Origin of the sequence: Variovorax multivorans (genome assembly GCF_051216835.1) — a bacterium.
In the GTDB taxonomy this organism is placed as follows: domain Bacteria; phylum Pseudomonadota; class Gammaproteobacteria; order Burkholderiales; family Burkholderiaceae_C; genus Variovorax.
Window position 1 is genome coordinate 172,268 of sequence record NZ_JBPJZL010000002.1, and the last position, 18,314, is coordinate 190,581.

Below are 18,314 nucleotides of genomic sequence, written 5' to 3' on the forward strand. Positions count from 1 at the left end.
TCTTCAGGCCAGTGCGTGCTGCGCCAGTGCAGCCTGCAGCTTGTGGCCGTGTTCGTCGGCCAGGGCCGCGTCGCGCAGCTCGCGCAGCGTGGCCGGTGCCAGCGCGGCGCCTGCGCGCTCGACAGCGCGCATCACGGTGTCGTAGTTGCGGATGCCCCGCTCGTGCGTGTCGCTGTAGCCCTTGACGAGGCGTTGGCACTGGGCCAGTTCGACGGCGAGCTCGGGGTTGCGCTGCGCGGTGGTGGCGATGCGCTGCAGCCATTCCTCGATGCGGCGGTTTTCTTCGGCATAGCGCATCGTGGACAGGCGCCAGCGCTTGCAGGCGGCCACGATGCGCAGCATGAGGTAGCCGCGCAGCGAGCTGGTCTGGATCACGCGGCCGTGCTGCGTGAAGCGCTCGACGAGCTTCTTGGGCATGGTCGAGTTCATGAGCCAGCGGCCGATGCCGCCGGGCAGCGTCTCGCAGATTTCCTGCAGGCGCGGGTGCATGTACTCGTTGATGGCGAGCACCTGGCCCGGCTGTACGCGGGCCTCGCCGCGCACGCGCTCGAAGCGGGTGGCGCGGGTCTTCAGGGCCGCGACGCGGGCAGTGTCTTCGTAGGACATCCAGAGCGCGAGGTGGCGCGCGGTTTCGCGCAGCAGGCGATGGTCGTCGTTGCCTGGCAGCGCGGCGATGGCGGCCATGCGGCCCAGGTACAGGCTGGCGTAGGCCAGGTCCTGGTAGTCGATGAGGCGGCGTACGCCTTCGAGCAGGAAGTCTTGCGCTTGCGCCGGGAAGTCGTGTTGCACCCGCTCGACCAATGCGCGCACGGCCGGGTGGCGCGGTTGCGGTGCTGGCGCGGCGATAGGCACTTCTTTCGCAGGCTCACCGTCGTCACCGCCCTGTGCGCGAGCAAACGCTGCGCCAAAGGCCTTGAGGCTGGGCTTCACGCCCACGCCGCCGCGCTCGATGGTCGCCTCGAACTGCGCTCGGCTGAAGGGCAGCACGCCCGAGCCCGCCAGCGTGCCGAACAGCACGGCGCTGATCACGCTGCCCGAGGCTTCAGCTGCCTGCGCCATATCGAAACGGATGAAGCGCTTGGCCGCCTTGGCGGTGTGTGCGAGAAGCTGGTCGCTGTCGACGCGGCCATCGCCCAAGGCACTTTTCTCCGCGATGGAGAAAACGCGGTGCGTGGATGCGATCAGCGTGGTGCGGTCGCGCGTGACGAGGCCGCGCTGCACGGCGCGCCCCGCCTCCATGAGCTCCGACGCCAGCACCACGTCGACATCACCCGGCAGCGGCATCAGCGCGAGCACCGGCAGGCCGCCATCGGCCTCGGCCTGCGCCGTGGGATACAGCTCGACGTAGTAGATGGTCGCGCCGGTGCGCTGGGCCACGCCCGGCACCGAAGTGGTCTGGGCGACGTAGCCGTTGGCCTCGCCCATGTCGACGATCCAGTCGGCCAGCACGCCGCCGCCCTCCCCGCCCATGGCCAGGATCGCGATCTTGATGGGTTGTGCGTTTCTCGTCATTGCTTCAGAAGGCATAGGCTTCACGGCGGCGCGCCTCGCCGCGTTGCAGCCAGCCGATGACGGCGGCACGCACGCGTTCGCGCAGCACGTCCCAGCGGCTGGGGTTGCTCACGATCTGGGCCTTGTAGAACGACGGGCACAGCACGGCTGCGTGCGAGACCTCGCCGCACACGCCGCAGCCCACGCAGCTGTCGAGCACGGTCGCGACCGGGTCGGTGCGCAGCGGATCGGGGTTGGGCTTGATCGATAGCGACGGGCAGCCCGACAGGCGAATGCAGGAGTGGTCGCCGGTGCAGGTGTCGGAATCGACGCCGAACTTCTCGCGCACCATGCGCTTGCCGTCGGCGATGGCCTTGCGCACCAGCGGCTTCTCGCGGCGCTGCTTGTTGAGCATGCACTCCGACTGCGCGATCAGGACCTTGGGGCCCTTCTTCGTCGTGGTGAGTGCGTCTTTCAGCGCGTCGCGCATGCCTGCCACGTCGTAGGTGCGACGCAGCGTCTTGACCCATTCGACGCCCACGCCGCGCACCGCGCGCTCGATTTCATGGCCGGTGCTGCGCGTCTTGTTGACGGCGTGCGACGACAGGATGTCCTGCCCGCCCGTGGCCGAGGTGTAGTTGTTGTCGACGACGATGGTGAGGTTGTCGCTCTTGTTGAAGACCGCGTTCGCGACACCGCTGGTGAGGCCGTTGTGCCAGAAGCCGCCGTCGCCCATCATCGAGATCGCGCGCTTGCCTGCCGGCGCATTGAGCGCAGCGGCACCGGCGCCGCCCAGGCCATAGCCCATGGTGGTGTTGCCGATGTTGAAGGGCGGCAGGATGGAGAACAGGTGGCAGCCGATGTCGGCGCTCACGTGGTGCGCTCCGAGTTCGCGCTCGACCAGCTTCATGGCGCTGAAGATGGGGCGCTCGGGGCAGCCGGTGCAGAAGCCCGGCGGGCGGGCATGGACCACTTCACCCAGCGATGTCGATGGCTGCGCAGGCTCGGGCGCGGCATCGACACCGATGGCAGCCACTTCCTTCAACGGAATCACCTTGCGCACCGGCGCTGGCACCGGCAGCGGTGCCAGGCGTTCGTAGCGCTCGCAGAAGCTGCGCGCGCCCTTGAGCAATTCGGATGCCGTGTACTCACCGGCCACCGGCAGCATGTCCTTGCCGTGCAGCGCGGTGGTCGAGCCGGCCTGGCGCAGGATCGTTGCGAGGTTCTGCTCGACGAAGTTGGGCTGCCCCTCTTCCACGACCATCACCGCGCGCTTGCCTTCGCAGAAGCGGATCACCTCGCTCTCGATGACGGGGTACGCCACGTTCATCACATAGAGCGGCACCTGTGTGTTGCCGTAGACATCAGCCAGGCCCAGGCGCTCGAGGGCGCGCAGCAGCGTGTTGTAGCTGCCGCCCTGCACGATGATGCCGATGTCGTCGGCGTCTTCGGAGAAGAACTCGTTGAGCTTGCGCTCTTCGATGAAGCGCACGGCGGCGGGCCAGCGGTCTTTTACTTTCTCCTGTTCGTGAACGAAGCTCGCGGGCGGCAGCACGATGCGGCTGACGTCGCGCTGCGGGTTCTCGAGCGCGTCTTTCAGCGTGAACTTCGGGCGGCGGTTGTCGCCGGCAATGAAGTGGCCGTGCACGTGGCAGGCGCGGATGCGCAGCTGCAGCATCACCGGTGTGTTGCTGGCCTCGGAAAGATCGAAGCCCTGCTTCACCGCATCGACGATGCTCGGCAGGTTGGGGCGCGGGTCGAGCAGCCAGATCTGCGACTTCATGGCGAAGGCATGGCTTCGCTCCTGCATGATCGACGAGCCTTCGCCGTAGTCTTCGCCCACGATGATGAGCGCGCCGCCGGTGACGCCGCCGGATGCCAGGTTGGCCAGCGCGTCGGACGCGACGTTGGTGCCCACGGTCGCCTTGAAGGTGACGGCGCCGCGCAGCGGGTAGTTGACGGAAGCGGCCAGCGTGGCGGCGGCGGTGGCCTCGCTCGCGCTGTTCTCGAAGCGGATGCCCTGCTCGGCAAGGATGTCCTGTGCATCGGCCAGCACGTCCATCAGGTGCGAGATGGGTGCACCCTGGTAGCCCGCCACATAGGAAACTCCCGATTCGAGCAAGGCCTTGGTAACCGCCAGAATGCCCTCCCCACGGAAGACTTCCCCACCAGAAAGCCGCAGCTTCTTGACTTCTTCAACGAATGAACGCTCGGCCATCTGGGTCCTTGTTGTCTATCGTGGGACGATGCGCTTCAGCGGCACATCGCGGTTCATATAATGTTGACAAATGAATGTATCCACAATCATGAATTACCCTAGACATGCAAACAGCGTGCCCACGGCGACTGTGAGGTGCCTTCATGGCTGAAGAACAACCCGTCGAATCGCATCGCTTCGTTGATGACTACCTGCCGGCGCTGCTAGCGCAGGCCAGCCAGCTGATCTCCTCGGAGTTCCACGAGGTCGCGCGTCAGCAGGGCTTCTCCGTGTCGGAATGGCGCGTGATGGCATCGCTCGCAGGCAGCGAGCCGATCAGCATCGGCCAGCTCGCGCAGGTGACGGTGACCAAGCAACCCACGGTGACGCGGCTGCTGGACCGCATGGAATCGCGCGGACAGGTCGAACGCCTGCCCCACGAAAGTGATCGCCGCATCACGCTGGTGCGCATCACGCGCAAGGGGCTGAAGGCGGTCGAGCACCTGATGGAACTTGCGCGCGACCACGAGCGACGCGTGCTCGAACCCTTCGGGCTGCGACGCGCCGAAGAGCTCAAGCAGACGCTGCGGCAGATGATCGACCTGCACGTGCATGTACCGGTCGAGGAGCCGCAAGAAGAAGACTGAGCTTGCTTGCTCGCCTCTCCACTCAGAGGCGGGGCACGAGGACGGCGCGGCCCCGGTGGCCGCGCTGTGCGATCCATTCAAGCGCGCGGGCCGCATCGGCAAGCGCGAACGGCTGCACGTCGAGATGCAGGCGGCCATCGGCCAGCCTCGCCAGCAGCTCGGGCGCTGCGGCACGACCTGCAGCTTCACGTCGAAACATATTGAGAGGCAAAAGCGCAACGTCGCGTTGCAGGAAGTGCGCGATGTCGAGCTGCAGCGTCGGGCCGGCGGTGTAGCCGATCAGCACGGCACGGCCGCCCGGCCGCACCGAAGGCAAGACCTTGGCGAGCACATCTCCGCCGACCGTGTCGATCAGCAGATCGGCGCTGGCAGCGGATGGTGGCGCGGTGTTCGGATCCACTGCCGTCACCGTGCAACCTGCGTCGCGTGCGAGTTGCATCACGAGCGAGCCGACGGCACCGCTCGCGCCGGTCACCAGCACCTGCTCACCGGCCTGCAGCTTCGCGACTTCGTGCAGCGCCACCCATGCCGAGGTCGTTGGCGAGAAGAACGCGGCACCCAGTGTCATCGGCACGGCATCAGGCAACAGGCCCAGCGCTTCATCGGGCGCATCGATCTGCTCGCACCAGGTGCCGTCGAAGAGCGTGCCGAGCCCGCTGCCGCGCAGCCACACGCGCTGGCCGATGGCGTATCGCTCGCTTGCCATCACTACACCCGCCGCCTCCACGCCAGGCGTGTAGGGCAGCGGCGGATGGCGAAGGAAACTCCCGCGCCACACTGTGCGGTCGATGTGTCCGACCGTCGCGGCCTCCATGCGCACCAGGGTGCGGCCCGGCCGCGCAACAGGGTCGACAATCTCCTCCAGCACAGGAACCGCATCGAATCCGTGGATGCGCACGGCCTTCACGGCAGCGTCTCCAGGAAGTCGAGCACCGTGCGTGCGAAGGCTTCGGGCATCTGGTCGGGTAGCGGCACCATGCCGCCTTCGATGTCGACGATGCGCGCTTGCGGCAGGTAGTGCTGCAGCTCCTCGGCATGCGGCGCGGCGAACGGATCGGCCGTGGCACGAACGATCAGCGTGGGCTGCGTGACGCGCCCGATGCGCTCTTCCATGCGGTACGACGCGACGGCGCGATGGCCCTCTTCGACACGCTCGACCTTCAATGCATCGAGCACGAAGGCTTCGAGCAGGTCGGGGCGTCCCGGCGGATAGAAACCCTGGCGCTTTTGCCACAGCGCAGCGAGGTGAGAGCCGTCTTCGCTCGGTGCGACTTCGTCGATGGGCGGACGTTGTGCTCGCGCCTTGCGAAAGGGCTCGTCGGTGTACGGCGTGGAGGACAGCAGCAGGCTGCGAACGCGCTCAGGAAACGCTGCCGCGAGTTCGACCGCGATAACGCCGCCTGTGTGATGCCCCACCACGTCGACCTGCGCGATACCCAGCGCATCCAGCAGTTCGCAGGCCACGCGTGCCCATTGCCCGATGCTCGCTGGCACTCCGCCGTCTGCCGAATCGCCGAAGCCGGCTGTGTCCATCGCGATGGCCCGACGATGCGCGCCTATCAACGGCAGCACGGCGCGGTACTCGGCCCAGCTGCGCGGCGACTGGTGCAGCAACAGCACGGCCGGCGCCTGTTGGTCGCCACAAGCCGCGTAGTGCACCTGCCCCACCGACAGGTCGGCAAAGGCGCGGCGGATGCTCATGGCAAGGTCTCGTCAGCCGGCGCGCGCCAAAGGCCCGCATGCCGCAGTTCGCCAAGCGTGCGCGAGAGCACGTCGCGCCGGTAGGCAGCGATGTCGCGGCCTTCGTAGTCGTAGAAGCCGCTGCCGCTCTTGAGGCCCAGCCGGCCCTGCTCGACCATGCGGCCGACGATGGCCGGCGCGGTGTAGCGGCCGGCGTCGAGCGAGGCCGACATCTCGCGGCTCGCGTGATGCAGGATGTCGCAACCGCCGAAGTCGATGAACTCGACCACGCCCAGCGCGGCGAAACGCAGGCCCAGGCCGTAGCGCGTGGCCTTGTCGATTTCCTCGGCGGTGGCGGCGCCCTCTTCGATCATTCGCGCGGCTTCGTTCATCACCAGCGCCTGCAGGCGCGGCACGATGTAGCCCGGGGAGGCGCCGCAGACCACGGGCAGCTTGCCGATCTCTTCCATCAGCGTTTTGGTGCGCGCGAGCACGGCGGCGTCGGTGCCGGGGTGACAGCTCAGCTCGACCACGGGGATCACGTAGGCGGGGTTGAGCCAGTGCATGTTGAGGAAGCGCCCGGGCAGCCGCACCAATGACGCGAGCTGCGTCACGAGGATGCTGCTGGTGGTCGAGGTGAGGATGGCGTCGTCGCGGCAATGGCGGTTGAGCTGCTCGAAGGCCTCGCGCTTGGCTTCCATGGTTTCGGGGACGCCTTCGAACACGAGCTCGGCTGCGGCCAGCGCCTGCGGGGCGGCCGCGGCGTTGACGAAGTCCACGCGCGCGGCGATGCGCTCGATCTGCGATGCGTCGATCACGCCGAGTTGCGCGAGACCCGAGAGACTGGCTTCGATCTCGGCCTTTGCCTCGTCGCGCAGGCGCTGCCAGGCTTCGTCGCTGCGCGGGCGCAGGTCTATCAGCGAGATGCGGTGGCCGGCATAGGCGAATGCGATGGCGATCCCGCGCCCCATGCGGCCCGCGCCGACCGCCGCGAACCGGGGGAGCGCGGCGTCATTCGCCATCGTGCAGCCTCTGCTTGAGTTGCACCGCGCTCAGATCGGCGAGGCCCAGGCTTTCGAAGGTGCGCGGCCCGCGCCGCAGATCGCGCCCGAGAAAGCCACCGACGATGGCCAGCAGGCCGTGGGCGATGGGTGCGTCCACGCCTGCGTGGCGCGCGGCCGAGGCCAGGAAGGCCAGGCCGAGTTCGGTGTCTTCCGTGATGTAGCGGTGCGTATGCAGGTCGATGTTCTCGCGCCAGTCGCCCGATTTGACGAGCTGCTTGTGCGCGTCGCCGTACATCCACTGGTCGTTGTTGTAGTGGTCGGCCAGCGGATAGTGCGGCGCGCCCTGCCCGAAGGCTTCGCGCACGGCAATGCGTTCCTGGTCGAGCCGGTCAGTCACGTCGCGCACCGCACGCTGCGTGCCTTCATTGTGGATGTCCCAGCGCTCGAAGTGCTGCAGCGGCGCGGCGTTCATCACCATCAGCGGCGGGTGGATGACGGGGCCGGCGTTCATCAGCGCGCCGGAGAGCGCATCGCCGCAACCGTGCACGGACGGATAGGCCTTGCGGATCACCTCGATGGCCTGCGCCTCCTTGCGGGCCGGATAGACGCCGGTAGGCAGGCGGATGGCGCGGATGGTGACGTTGACTTCGCGCTCACCATGCTTGCGCGCCAGGTAAGGCAAGGTGCCGGTCTCGGCCCAGGCGACGTCGGCGCGGCTACCGGCCTCTTTCACCGTCTTGGCCATCACGTAGCTGCCGAAGGTGCCCGGCGGCAGGAACACGACCTGCCCGTCGACCAGGTGCGGCGCCATCGCGAGGGCGATGTCGTGCTGGGCGATCGCGGGCGTGGGAATGACGATCAGCTCGGCCCCCCTCAGGGCCGCACCGATGTCGGCGGTGGCCAGCGCAATGGGCACTTCGCGCGCGCTGTCGGCGTCCTTCAGCGTGATCGAGCCGGCACGCACCAGCGGCTCGAGCGCGGCGGCGTCGCGGCGCCACAGGCGCACTTCATGGCCGGTTTCAGACAGGTCCGCGGCGGCCGCATAGGCGCCATGGCCACCCCCAAGAATCGCAATTTTCATGTCGAAAGTCGAAAAGCAGGTGTCGATGAACCGGCGGCCGCAGGACGGCCCCGGGGAAATAATGCCTTATTACATTACTTTTCATCGATTCATATGTCAATCAAATTCGATGACGCCTGACTGCTCGGAAACCCGAAATGAAAAAGCCCGCGTTCGTGAGAAGCGCGGGCTTTCTGGGGGCGAGGCGGCTGTCGGGCCGCCCGGGAAGCAGGATCAGCGGCTGGGCTTGAACGCGCGCTTTTGCGCGTCACGGGGCACGAACACCTTGCCCGGGCCGCCATGACCGGCAGCGCCATTGCCGCGGGGCGCGAAGCCCTCGCGCGGTGCGAAGCCGCCGTCGCCGCGGCCACCACCGTGACCATGGCCGCCACGCGGAGCGCTGTCGCCCCAGCCCGGCTTGCGGCCGTAGCCGGCACCGCCACCGTTGCCGCCTTCGTCACGGCCGCCGCCGAAACCGGCGTTCTGGCCGCCCTGGAAGCCACGCGGGCCCGGTGCGGCCGGACCACGGGAGTTACGGTCATTGAAGCCGCTGGCGCCAGCGTAGCCGCCGCCATTACCACCACCGTTGCCGCCGCGGTAGCCACCGCCGCCGCCACCACCGAACTTGCGGTCGCGCGATTGGTTGTCACCACGGCCGCCGCGGAATTCACCTTGCGGCGGACGCGATTGCGGCATGCGCTGTTGCGGCTCCATGCCCGGCACCACTTCGGCCTTGAACTGCTGGCGGCTGTAGTGCTCGATGTCCATGATCTTGCGGCGATCGCGGAACTCGGCGAACGTGACGGCCAGGCCGTCGCGGCCGGCACGACCGGTACGGCCGATGCGGTGGGTGTAGTCCTCGGCCTTCATCGGCAGGCCGAAGTTGAAGACGTGGGTGATGGTCGGCACGTCGATGCCACGGGCGGCAACGTCGGTGGCCACCAGGATCTGCACCTGGCCCTGGCGCAGCGCCATCAGGCGGCGGTTGCGCAGGCCCTGGCTCAGGGCGCCGTGCAGCGCCACGGCGCTGAAGCCTTCTTGCTGCAGGTCGTTGGCGAGGCCGTCGCACTCGACTTGCGTGCTCGCGAACACGATCGCCTGGTTGATGCTGGTGTCGCGCAGCCAGTGGTCGAGCAGCTTGCGCTTGTGCTGGCTGTTGTCAGCCCAGTACAGCGACTGCTTGATGTTGGCGTGCTTCTCTTGCGGGCTGTCGATGGTGATGCGCTGCGGTTCGCGCATCACGCGCTGGGCCAGCTGCTGGATGCGCGGCGCGAAGGTGGCGCTGAACATCATCGTTTGCTGGCGCTCGATGGTGAGCTGGTTGACTTCGGCCAGGTCGTCGGAGAAACCGAGGTCGAGCATGCGGTCGGCTTCGTCGACCACCAGGAACTTGACCTGGTCGAGCTTGAGCTGCTGCGAGCGTTGCAGGTCGAGCAGACGGCCGGGCGTGGCAACCACGAGGTCGGCGTTCTGCAGCTTGGCGATCTGCAGTTGGTAAGGCATGCCGCCCACCACGTTGGCGATGCGCAGGCCGCGGCAGTGGCGAACCAGTTCGATGGCGTCGTGTGCGACTTGCTGCGCGAGTTCGCGCGTCGGGCACAGGATCAGGGCGCCGGGCGTGGCAGCCTTGAAATGGCGGGCGTTGGTCGGGTCCTTGCGCTTCGGCTTCTTGGGCGGGGCTTCGCCGCGGGCGGCAGCTTCGGCGGCCAGACGCTGGAACTCGGCCTTGGCTTCGGCTTCTGCCTCGGCCTGGCGCTTGAGCAGCGTGTGCAGCACGGGCAGCAGGAAGGCGGCGGTCTTGCCCGAGCCGGTCTGGCTCGACACCATCAGGTCGACGAAGCGGGCAGCGCCCTCTTCGCCCATGGCGATCGGCACGACCTTTTCCTGCACGGTGGTGGGCTGGGTGAAGCCCAGGTCAGCCACGGCGGCGATCAGCTCGGGCGCAAGGCCCAGCTTGATGAAGCCGTTGGGCTTGGCGGGTTCTTCGGCCGCGGCAGCTTCGGGGGAAGCTGCATCCAGCGCCTCGAGGATGGGCGCTTCGGACATGGTGTCCGTGGCGGCGGTGAATTCGTTGTGGGTAGCGGATTGCACAGGCGCGAACTCGCCCTGCGCTTCAAAAGCGTCGGTCATGAATATCAATCTCAAACGCGAGCGCTGCCGTAGGCGGCGCCCCGTTGGTGGTTAAAAACATCAACCATCCAACGACATTCAACTTCGGGCTGACGCCTGAGGTTGCGGCCCTTTTTGATCAGCGAATGCGATCGGGCGCGGTGTGCAAGATAGGGAGATGCAAGAGACGCTGGCCGGGCTTGAAATACCTTCCCGATCAGCGAAGCCTGCGATTATGGCATGGATTCGGGTTTTTACCTAATCCCCGGCTTTGCTCAATCTGTCAGGCGCAGAAAGGTCTCGCGGTAGTGCGCCAGTTCCTCGATGGATTCGTGCACATCGGCCAGTGCGGTATGGGCTTGCTGCTTCTTGAAGCTGCTGTAGGCCGTGGGTTTCCAGCGCTTGGCCAGCTCCTTGAGGGTGCTGACGTCCAGGTTGCGGTAGTGGAAGTACGCCTCCAGCTTGGGCATGTACTTGACCAGGAAGCGCCGGTCCTGCCCGATGGTGTTGCCGCACATGGGCGAGCCGCTGCGCGGGATGTATTTGGCGATGAATTCCAGCAGTTGCTGCTCGGCGGCGGCTTCGTCGAGGGTTGACGCCTTGACCTTGTCGACCAGGCCGCTGCGACCATGAGTGCCCTTGTTCCAGGCGTCCATGGCGTCGAGCACGGCGTCGCTCTGGTGAATGACAAGCACGGGGCCGTCGATGACGGGCGTGAGGTCGGGGCCGGTGACGACCACGGCAATTTCGAGCAGGCGCTCTTTTTCGGGGTCGAGGCCGCTCATTTCGCAGTCCAGCCAGACCAGGTTCTGGTCGCTTTTCTTCAGGGTGGGCACAGCTGCGGGGGGCGTCGGTTCAAGGGATTCAGGCATCGCAGGATTGTCGTCGAAGGGCTGCGGCCCAGATAGCGGGGACTAAACTCGCCGCTCCATGTCCTATTCGCTCATCTTCACCATCGCCTTCGCGGCCGCATTGGTTGCAGGCCTGCTCGTGAAGTTCTGGCTGGCCACGCGGCAGGTGCGCCACGTGGCGCAGCACCGCGGCGCCGTGCCAGCCGCTTTCGCACAGACCATCACCCTCGCCGCCCACCAGAAAGCGGCCGACTACACCATCGCCAAGGCGCGCTTCGGCCTGGTCGAGATGGCCTGGGGCGCAGCGCTGCTTCTGGGCTGGACCTTGCTCGGCGGCCTCGATGTGCTGAACAGGCTTCTGCTGGTGTGGATCGGCGGTGGCATGGTGCAGCAGTTGGCATTGCTGGCAGCCTTCGCGGCCCTTGGCGGCCTGCTCGAACTGCCCTTCACGCTCTGGCAGACCTTCAGGCTCGAAGAGCGCTTCGGCTTCAACAAGATGACCTGGAAGCTCTGGCTGACCGATGCGCTCAAGTCGACGCTGCTGGGCGCGGTGATCGGCCTGCCGATCGCCGCGCTGATCCTCTGGCTCATGGGCGCGGCCGGGCAGTTGTGGTGGTTGTGGGCCTGGGGCGCGTGGATGGGCTTCAACCTGCTGCTGATGCTGATCTACCCGACATTCATCGCGCCCCTGTTCAACAAGTTCAAGCCGCTCGACGACCCCATGCTCAAGGAGCGCGTGACAGCACTGATGAAGCGCTGCGGCTTCGCGGCCAAGGGCCTGTTCGTGATGGACGGCAGCACGCGCAGCGCCCATGCCAATGCCTACTTCACCGGCTTCGGCGCCAGCAAGCGCGTGGTGTTCTACGACACGCTACTGCGCCAGCTCAACGCTGGCGAGGTCGAGGCCGTGCTCGCGCACGAGCTGGGCCACTTCAAGCACCGCCATATCGTGAAGCGGCTGGTCGCGATGTTCGCCCTGAGCCTGGCTGGCTTCGCGCTGCTGGGCTGGGTGTCGACGCAGGTCTGGTTCTACACAGGCCTGGGCGTGCAGCCCAACATGACGGCACCCAATAGCGCGCTGGCGCTGCTGCTGTTCATGATTGCCGTGCCGGTGTTCGGCTTCTTCGTTGCCCCGCTGCCAGCACGACTGTCACGCAAGCACGAGTTTGAGGCCGACGCCTACGCAGTGGCGCAAACCAGCGGCGCCGACCTGTCGGCCGCCCTGCTCAAGCTCTACCAGGACAACGCGTCGACGCTCACGCCCGACCCGGTGTTTGTCAAGTTCTACTATTCGCACCCGCCGGCTTCAGAGCGCCTTGCGCGCATGACGGCCGCCTGACCCGACTCCCCTCATTTCGAAGAAGCCCATCATGAGCAGCATGTTCAAGCCCAAGGACTGGAAGAACCTCCCTCCACGCAAGGCCCTGAGCGCCACCGAGATCGTGGCCGGCCTGGCGCGCCTCGACGGCTGGATGCTCACTGGCGACGGTGCCAACGTCGCCATCGAGAAAACCTTCAGCTTCGCCAACTACTTCGAGACCATCGCCTTCGTGAACGCGCTGGCTTTCGTGGCTCACACGCAAGACCACCACCCCGACCTGGCGGTGCACTACAACCGCTGCGTGGTGCGCTTCAACACGCATGACGTGGGCGGCCTGTCGGTCACCGACTTCGACTGCGCCCGCCAGGCCGACGCGCTGGTCGCGGCCCCCGCCGCATGACGGAACGCGCCCTTGGCTAAGCCCGGCCGCGCCGCGCCCGCAGCCGCCGCTGCGAAGGCACTCCACGACGGCCTTGTCGTTGCCAGCCACGGACGTCACTGCCTCGTCGAAACGCCCACGGGTGAACGGCTGATCTGCCACCCACGCGGCAAGAAGAGCCAGGCCGTGGTCGGCGACCGCGTGCATTGGCAGGCCAGCGAGGACGAAGGCACCATCGAGCAGGTGCTGCCACGGCGCAACCTGTTCTACCGGCAGGACGAGATTCGCACCAAGTCGTTCGCGGCCAACCTCGACCACGTGCTGATCCTGATCGCGGCCGAGCCGGAGTTTTCCGAACATCAACTGGCCCGCGCGCTGATCGCGGCGGAGGCTGAGCGCATCACGCCGATCATCGCGCTCAACAAGAGCGACCTGGTCGAGCCCTTCGAGCGCGCGTGGACCAAGCTGGTGCCTTATCGCCGCATGCACCACGGCGTGCTGCCGCTGTCGCTGAAGGCGTCAGGCGAGGCGGACTACGCCTCGCTGATGAAGCTTCTCGCCGGCAAGTCCACCCTGGTGCTCGGCCCGTCCGGCTCGGGCAAGAGCACGCTGACCAATCTGCTGGTGCCGGGCGCAACCGTGCTGACCCAGGAGATTTCGCAGGCGCTGAACTCGGGCAAGCACACCACCACGAGCACCACCTGGTACTGGATCGATGAAGCCCGCACCACCGGCCTGATCGACTCGCCGGGCTTCCAGGAATTCGGCCTGAACCACATCGCGCCGATGCAGCTCGCCGGGCTCATGCCAGACATTGCCGAGCATGCGAACGACTGCAAGTTCTACAACTGCACGCATCTGCACGAGCCGGGCTGCGGCGTGATTGCGAACGTGGAAACGGCGAGCAGCAGACCGGGCGCCATCAGCGCGAGCCGCTACAAGATCTATGGCGAGTTGTTCGCCGAGTTGAGCCAGAAGCGGTACTGACCGAAAGGCAGCTTCAGCCGAGCCAGATGCGATAGGACTTCCAGGTCGGGTCGAAGACGAGGCCCAGCGTCACCGGCAAGTCAATGTCGTCTTGCAGCGATTGCGCATGCGAGATCGCCGCCTCGGGGTCGGCCACCTGGAAGTGAACGGTGCGAACACCCTCCTCCAGCACCACGTGCGTGCAGCAGCCTGCTTCGTGCGTCTGCAGCCGTGCTGTCAGCCGGTCTTCATAGACGCGCGCTTCTTCCAACTCCTCGCCCGACTCGACCGGCACCGCCGCCGACAGGCGATGACATAGGTCGGCTCGCCCCACCAAGGCAGTGGCCGCGTCGTTGCGCATCACGATCACCTCGATCTCGCGACCGTCCTCGGCCGTGCGCGTCGCGTTCATGCCTGACCAGGCGTGTTCCCCCTGGGGAAACACACCGGTGTGGCCGAGTTCGTCGCGCCAGCAGGCATCGAACACGGGCACGAAATCGTCGAGCGGCACGCCATCGAAATCCGCGTGCGCGTCGGCCTCGACGTAGTCGACCGCTCCAACCTTCACCGCGAAGTCGTACTCGCCCAGGATATGGTCAAGCATGATGAGGCTCATGTGGCGCGCATGGTCCTGCATGTCCATCGGAATAGGCTTGGCGAAGCCGATCTCCAGCGCCACCCGACCCCGATAGAGTTCGTGCTTCACTAGGACTTCGGAGCTTGCCAATTCGAAGTCGTTCATGCGCATGCCGAAGCCATCGCTCGAACGCTGACGAAAGGCCTCCACCTCGACCTGCGGCAATCTGGGGCTGCTTTGCACCAGTGCCATCAGATCCTCAAAGTCGTCTACCGAGCCATGCGCCGTCAGCACGAGCTTGAACTCGGGCGGCTCACCGGCCACCTCGGCCGCTAGCCGCGGGAAAAAGGGCTCCAGCAGTTCGTTCAACCCATCCATCAATTCGCGAGCGGGCAAGGCGCGCAGGCTCTCGAGCTGGGCACTCACTGCTTGCCAGAAGCCTGTGCAGGCCGCTGTGCGCGGATCGGTGTCGTGGGTCGGCATCGCCAGGGGTTCCTTCAAGGGGTTGGAGTGAGAATTTCCTGCAGGCGCTGAACCAGCGTGCTGCATTGCTCGCGCGTGCCGATGCTGATGCGCAGGTACTGCGCGATGCGCGGCTGTTTGAAATGCCGCACCAGCACCGCACGCTCCCGCAGCAGGGCTGCCAATTCGGCGGCATCGCGCTGCGGATGGCGTGCGAAGACGAAATTGGCCTGCGACGGCAGCACCTCGAATCCCAGGTCTTCGAGCTGGAGACCGAGGCCCTCGCGGGTGTCGACGATCTTGTCTCGGGTGCTGCGAAACCAGTCCTCGTCTTCGAGCGCGGCAACGGCGCCGGCCGAGGCCAGCCGGTCGAGCGGGTACGAGTTGAAGCTGTCCTTGACGCGCACCAGCGCGTCGATCAGGTGCGCCTGGCCGCAGGCAAAGCCGACCCGTAGGCCAGCCAGCGAACGCGACTTGGAGAGGGTCTGCACCACGAGCAGGTTCGGGTGCTTGCCGATCAGCGGCAGCGCGCTCTCACCACCGAAATCGATATATGCCTCGTCGACCAGCACCACGCGATCGGGGCAGGCTTCGAGCAGTTGCTCAATGCGCGACAGCGGCAGGCCAATGCCGGTCGGCGCGTTCGGATTCGCGATGACGATGCCTGCGCAACCTTGGCGGGCACGCGCCGCGAGGGCGTCGATGTCGATGCGCAGGCCGTCGTCCACCGGCTGCTGCTCGCAGGCGATGCCGTACAGCTGCGCGTAGACCTTGTAGAAGCTGTAGCTCACGTCAGGCATCAGCAGCGGCTCGGCCTGCTGGAAGAACGCGAAGAAGGCGTGGGCCAGCACCTCGTCCGAGCCGTTGCCCGCGAACACTTCATCGGCCCGCAGGCCATGCCGCCGCGCGACCGCTTCGCGCAGCGCGAGCGAGGTGGGGTCGGGATAGCGCTCCAGGCCGTTCTCGGCCGCACGCCGGATGGCCTCGATGGCGATCGGCGACGGCGGGTACGGGTTCTCGTTGGTGTTGAGCTTGACGAGGTTCGCGATGCGCGGCTGCTCGCCGGGCACATAAGGTTCGAGCGCGCCGATGCGCGGGCTCCAGAAGGCCGGCACTGGATGTGTCATGGCTCGTTCGCCGCTTCGTTCAGCCGAGCAGGCGAGCCAGGGTGAGCAGAGCCAGCAGCACCATCCACATCACGACCGAGCGCCAGACCAGGCCCACCACGCTGCGCAGGTGGCCGGGCTCCGGCTCGCGCCCCGGCGTGCTGCCGGTGTCGGTGCGGCGGCCGTCGGCCAGTGATTCGCCGGCCTGGGCGCGCGGCAGCGGGTCGGTGACCGGGATCGGGCGCAGTGTGCCGCCGCCCAGGCGCACGTTGACCGCACCCGACGTGGCCGCGAGGATCACACCGTCGTTCTCGTTGGAAAAGCGCTGTGCGTCGTTGCGCCAGCAATCGATCGCCTCCTCGAAGCTGCCGACCACCGCAAAACCCAGCGCCGTGATGCGCGCGGGCAGCCAGTCGATCATGTGCCAGGCGCGATCCGCGGCCTGTTGCACCGAGACGCTCGACGGCTGCACTGCGGCGCCGTTCTTGTGCGCCCAGTAGCGCGAGACGAACTCGCTCATGCGATAGAACACCGCGCCTGCCGGCCCGAGACCGATGGCCGCAATGATCGAGAACCACGCGAGCACGCCGAACACATGGCGGTGCGCTGCGATCACCGAATGCTCGATCACGTGGCGCACGATCTCGCTGCGCGGCAGGTTGGCCGCATCCACGCCCTGCCAATGCGCGAGCAGCGAGCGCGCGAGCGGCTCGTCGCCTTCGTCGAGCGCGTCGCGGATGTCGGTGAAGTGGTGGCTGAACTGCCGGAAGCCCAGCGTGACGTAGAGCACCGCAATGCTCCAGAGCACCGCGAACGGCAGGCCGAGCGTGAGCACCAGCAGCCAGTGCACACCCAGCGCGCCGAGCGTGGGCACGAACACCGCGAGGCCCCAGGCGATCCATCCGTGATGCGGCTTGCCCGCGTCGAAGTTGCGGCTGGTCCAGCGTGTCCACGCCAGCACCGCGCCGTACACGGGGTTGTGCGGGCCCAGGGGCCGCACCTGCTCGATCAGCAGCGCGCACAGGATGGCAAAAAAGCTCATCCTTCGATGATAGCGAGAGCGCCTGAAGGTTCAGGCCATCTTCATTCGAGCCGCGGATTCAGTCAGGCCGCGAGGAAACGGTAAAGATTGCGCAGCATGCCCGCGGTCGCGCCCCAGACGAAGCGCTCGTCGGGTCCGTCCTGGTAGGGCATCGAGTACCACTGGCGCCGGGTGCCATCGGGCGCGGGCACGGTGTGGTGACGATGGTTGGCCGGGTCCATCAGCCACGCGAGCGGCACCTCGAAGGCTTGCGCGACCTCATAAGGATTGATGGTGAGCTCGAAGTCAGGTTGCACCAGCGCAACCACCGGCGTCACGATGAACGACGTCACTGTCGTGTAGGTCGGCAGGTTCCCAAGCACCTCGATGTACTGAGCCGAAAGGCCGACCTCCTCCCAGGCCTCGCGCAAAGCGGCGGCTGCGATGTTGGCGTCCTCCGGGTCGACTCGGCCACCGGGAAACGCAACCTGCCCCGAATGCGTCGACAGATTCGAGGTCCGCTCGGTCAGCAGCACGGTCGCGCCCTGCGGGCGTTGCACGACCGGCACCAGCACTGCAGCCTGCGCGGGAACGCGATCGGTCATCCGCGGATCACGCCGCAGCTCGGGCGTCCAAACGGGCGGTGTCGCGAAGCGGGCTCGCAACGCCTGCGCCGTCAGCTGCACGGCCGGCACCGCCGGCAATCCCTCGACTCCTCCGGCCACAAACGGCACTTTGCGCGGGTCGAACTGCAGCAGCGTGGGCGGCGCCACGACGTTGACGGGTTCGACGGATGCGGCCTGCGGAGGAATGGATGAGTTGGTCAAGAGATGAAACGTACCTGAGGCGGAGGAAAGAAAGAAGTAGAGCGGAAAAAAGGAAGGTTGTCGCTGAGCGGGGGCAACAATGCAAAAAGCCGCCAGAGCGGCGGCTTTTTTGCACGACAGGCGAGCTGCTTACTTGGCAGCCGCTGCAGCCGTCGACTTGCTCGGCAGCTTTTCCTTGATGCGTGCCGAACGGCCGCTGCGGTCGCGCAGGTAGTACAGCTTGGCGCGGCGCACATCGCCACGGCGCTTGACTTCGATACCGGCGATCAGCGGGCTGTAGGTCTGGAACGTACGCTCCACGCCTTCGCCGCTGGAGATCTTGCGCACGGTGAAGCCGCTGTTCAGGCCACGGTTGCGCTTGGCGATCACGACGCCTTCGTAGGCCTGCACGCGCTTGCGGGTGCCTTCGACGACGTTCACGCTGACGATGACCGTGTCACCGGGCATGAAATCGGGGATGGTCTTGCCGAGACGGGAGATTTCTTCCTGCTCGAGGGTCTGGATGAGGTTCATGATTTCCTGATAGTCGATCGTGTCGGGCTACACAAAAGGCGCCTTTGGCTTTCACGGGATGACCGTAAAGAGACCGGGCGCGGCCGGGCAGAGGATCGGGGAA

The 18,314-nt window shown here is 66.6% G+C and carries 17 protein-coding genes; 4 read left to right on the top strand and 13 right to left on the bottom strand.

Annotated features, from left to right (window positions below):
* Window positions 1-3: 3 nt before the first annotated feature.
* Both ACSFCA_RS04395 and ACSFCA_RS04400 read right to left on the bottom strand, forming a co-directional pair.
* The gene (locus tag ACSFCA_RS04395) at window positions 4-1,512 is read right to left on the bottom strand and encodes an indolepyruvate oxidoreductase subunit beta family protein (protein ID WP_258350617.1); all 1,509 of its coding nucleotides are present in this window, start codon (window positions 1,510-1,512) and stop codon (window positions 4-6) included.
* A 4-nt stretch (window positions 1,513-1,516) separates the two neighbouring features.
* A complete protein-coding gene (locus ACSFCA_RS04400; RefSeq protein ID WP_435458760.1) occupies window positions 1,517-3,709 on the bottom strand; it encodes a thiamine pyrophosphate-dependent enzyme in 2,193 nt (730 codons plus the stop codon).
* Window positions 3,710-3,852: 143 nt separating this feature from the next.
* Between ACSFCA_RS04400 and ACSFCA_RS04405 the strand changes: the two genes are divergently transcribed.
* Window positions 3,853-4,335: a MarR family winged helix-turn-helix transcriptional regulator gene (locus ACSFCA_RS04405; RefSeq protein WP_258350619.1), complete on the top strand. Its 483-nt coding sequence runs from the start codon at window positions 3,853-3,855 to the stop codon at window positions 4,333-4,335.
* A 22-nt stretch (window positions 4,336-4,357) separates the two neighbouring features.
* Here ACSFCA_RS04405 and ACSFCA_RS04410 read toward each other — a convergent pair whose 3' ends face one another.
* The 6 genes from ACSFCA_RS04410 to orn form a co-directional block, all read right to left on the bottom strand.
* Window positions 4,358-5,242: a quinone oxidoreductase family protein gene (locus ACSFCA_RS04410; protein WP_435458761.1), complete on the bottom strand. Its 885-nt coding sequence runs from the start codon at window positions 5,240-5,242 to the stop codon at window positions 4,358-4,360.
* Window positions 5,239-6,036 (bottom strand): alpha/beta fold hydrolase, encoded by a 798-nt coding sequence (locus tag ACSFCA_RS04415; protein ID WP_435458762.1) that lies wholly within the window; start codon window positions 6,034-6,036, stop codon window positions 5,239-5,241. The genes ACSFCA_RS04410 and ACSFCA_RS04415 overlap by 4 nt, the downstream gene beginning before the upstream one ends.
* Window positions 6,033-7,037, bottom strand: coding sequence for a 3-hydroxybutyryl-CoA dehydrogenase (locus ACSFCA_RS04420; protein WP_093049717.1), 1,005 nt, complete (start codon window positions 7,035-7,037; stop codon window positions 6,033-6,035). Before ACSFCA_RS04420 ends, ACSFCA_RS04415 begins: the two co-directional genes overlap by 4 nt.
* On the bottom strand, window positions 7,027-8,100 hold the full coding sequence (locus ACSFCA_RS04425) for an NAD/NADP octopine/nopaline dehydrogenase family protein (protein ID WP_435458763.1): 1,074 nt from the start codon (window positions 8,098-8,100) through the stop codon (window positions 7,027-7,029). The genes ACSFCA_RS04420 and ACSFCA_RS04425 overlap by 11 nt, the downstream gene beginning before the upstream one ends.
* A gap of 213 nt (window positions 8,101-8,313) precedes the next feature.
* The gene (locus ACSFCA_RS04430) at window positions 8,314-10,209 is read right to left on the bottom strand and encodes a DEAD/DEAH box helicase (protein ID WP_258350624.1); all 1,896 of its coding nucleotides are present in this window, start codon (window positions 10,207-10,209) and stop codon (window positions 8,314-8,316) included.
* 254 nt (window positions 10,210-10,463) lie between these two features.
* On the bottom strand, window positions 10,464-11,060 hold the full coding sequence (gene orn, locus ACSFCA_RS04435) for an oligoribonuclease (protein WP_435458764.1): 597 nt from the start codon (window positions 11,058-11,060) through the stop codon (window positions 10,464-10,466).
* 58 nt (window positions 11,061-11,118) lie between these two features.
* On the opposite strand from orn, the gene ACSFCA_RS04440 reads away from it, so the two are divergent.
* Genes ACSFCA_RS04440 through rsgA form a run of 3 tightly spaced genes read left to right on the top strand, consistent with a single transcriptional unit; the run spans window position 11,119 to window position 13,726 of the window.
* The gene (locus ACSFCA_RS04440; RefSeq protein WP_435458765.1) at window positions 11,119-12,378 is read left to right on the top strand and encodes a M48 family metallopeptidase; all 1,260 of its coding nucleotides are present in this window, start codon (window positions 11,119-11,121) and stop codon (window positions 12,376-12,378) included.
* 31 nt (window positions 12,379-12,409) lie between these two features.
* A complete protein-coding gene (locus tag ACSFCA_RS04445; protein WP_258350627.1) occupies window positions 12,410-12,760 on the top strand; it encodes a 4a-hydroxytetrahydrobiopterin dehydratase in 351 nt (116 codons plus the stop codon).
* 12 nt (window positions 12,761-12,772) lie between these two features.
* Complete coding sequence (gene rsgA, locus ACSFCA_RS04450) at window positions 12,773-13,726, top strand: ribosome small subunit-dependent GTPase A (RefSeq protein WP_435458766.1); 954 nt, start codon at window positions 12,773-12,775, stop codon at window positions 13,724-13,726.
* 13 nt (window positions 13,727-13,739) lie between these two features.
* On the opposite strand, the gene ACSFCA_RS04455 is transcribed toward rsgA, so the two are convergent.
* From ACSFCA_RS04455 to rplS, 5 genes are all read right to left on the bottom strand, one after another.
* Complete coding sequence (locus ACSFCA_RS04455; protein WP_435458767.1) at window positions 13,740-14,765, bottom strand: hypothetical protein; 1,026 nt, start codon at window positions 14,763-14,765, stop codon at window positions 13,740-13,742.
* A 14-nt stretch (window positions 14,766-14,779) separates the two neighbouring features.
* A complete protein-coding gene (hisC, locus tag ACSFCA_RS04460) occupies window positions 14,780-15,871 on the bottom strand; it encodes a histidinol-phosphate transaminase (RefSeq protein ID WP_435458768.1) in 1,092 nt (363 codons plus the stop codon).
* A gap of 19 nt (window positions 15,872-15,890) precedes the next feature.
* On the bottom strand, window positions 15,891-16,892 hold the full coding sequence (locus ACSFCA_RS04465; RefSeq protein ID WP_435458769.1) for a CobD/CbiB family protein: 1,002 nt from the start codon (window positions 16,890-16,892) through the stop codon (window positions 15,891-15,893).
* Between the two features lie 62 nt (window positions 16,893-16,954).
* Window positions 16,955-17,698, bottom strand: coding sequence for a CoA pyrophosphatase (locus ACSFCA_RS04470; RefSeq protein ID WP_435458770.1), 744 nt, complete (start codon window positions 17,696-17,698; stop codon window positions 16,955-16,957).
* A 129-nt stretch (window positions 17,699-17,827) separates the two neighbouring features.
* Window positions 17,828-18,211 (bottom strand): 50S ribosomal protein L19, encoded by a 384-nt coding sequence (gene rplS, locus ACSFCA_RS04475; RefSeq protein WP_093172085.1) that lies wholly within the window; start codon window positions 18,209-18,211, stop codon window positions 17,828-17,830.
* Between the last annotated feature and the right edge of the window lie 103 nt (window positions 18,212-18,314).

Coding starts and splice junctions, on each gene's coding strand:
- ACSFCA_RS04440 (WP_435458765.1), top strand. CDS start 11,119: ATGTCCTATTCGCTCATCTTCACCATCGCCTTCGCGGCCGCATTGGTT.
- ACSFCA_RS04405 (WP_258350619.1), top strand. CDS start 3,853: ATGGCTGAAGAACAACCCGTCGAATCGCATCGCTTCGTTGATGACTAC.
- orn (WP_435458764.1), bottom strand. CDS start 11,060: ATGCCTGAATCCCTTGAACCGACGCCCCCCGCAGCTGTGCCCACCCTG.
- ACSFCA_RS04400 (WP_435458760.1), bottom strand. CDS start 3,709: ATGGCCGAGCGTTCATTCGTTGAAGAAGTCAAGAAGCTGCGGCTTTCT.
- ACSFCA_RS04425 (WP_435458763.1), bottom strand. CDS start 8,100: ATGAAAATTGCGATTCTTGGGGGTGGCCATGGCGCCTATGCGGCCGCC.
- ACSFCA_RS04465 (WP_435458769.1), bottom strand. CDS start 16,892: ATGAGCTTTTTTGCCATCCTGTGCGCGCTGCTGATCGAGCAGGTGCGG.
- ACSFCA_RS04455 (WP_435458767.1), bottom strand. CDS start 14,765: ATGCCGACCCACGACACCGATCCGCGCACAGCGGCCTGCACAGGCTTC.
- ACSFCA_RS04415 (WP_435458762.1), bottom strand. CDS start 6,036: ATGAGCATCCGCCGCGCCTTTGCCGACCTGTCGGTGGGGCAGGTGCAC.
- ACSFCA_RS04430 (WP_258350624.1), bottom strand. CDS start 10,209: ATGACCGACGCTTTTGAAGCGCAGGGCGAGTTCGCGCCTGTGCAATCC.
- ACSFCA_RS04395 (WP_258350617.1), bottom strand. CDS start 1,512: ATGACGAGAAACGCACAACCCATCAAGATCGCGATCCTGGCCATGGGC.
- ACSFCA_RS04445 (WP_258350627.1), top strand. CDS start 12,410: ATGAGCAGCATGTTCAAGCCCAAGGACTGGAAGAACCTCCCTCCACGC.
- ACSFCA_RS04420 (WP_093049717.1), bottom strand. CDS start 7,037: ATGGCGAATGACGCCGCGCTCCCCCGGTTCGCGGCGGTCGGCGCGGGC.
- hisC (WP_435458768.1), bottom strand. CDS start 15,871: ATGACACATCCAGTGCCGGCCTTCTGGAGCCCGCGCATCGGCGCGCTC.
- rplS (WP_093172085.1), bottom strand. CDS start 18,211: ATGAACCTCATCCAGACCCTCGAGCAGGAAGAAATCTCCCGTCTCGGC.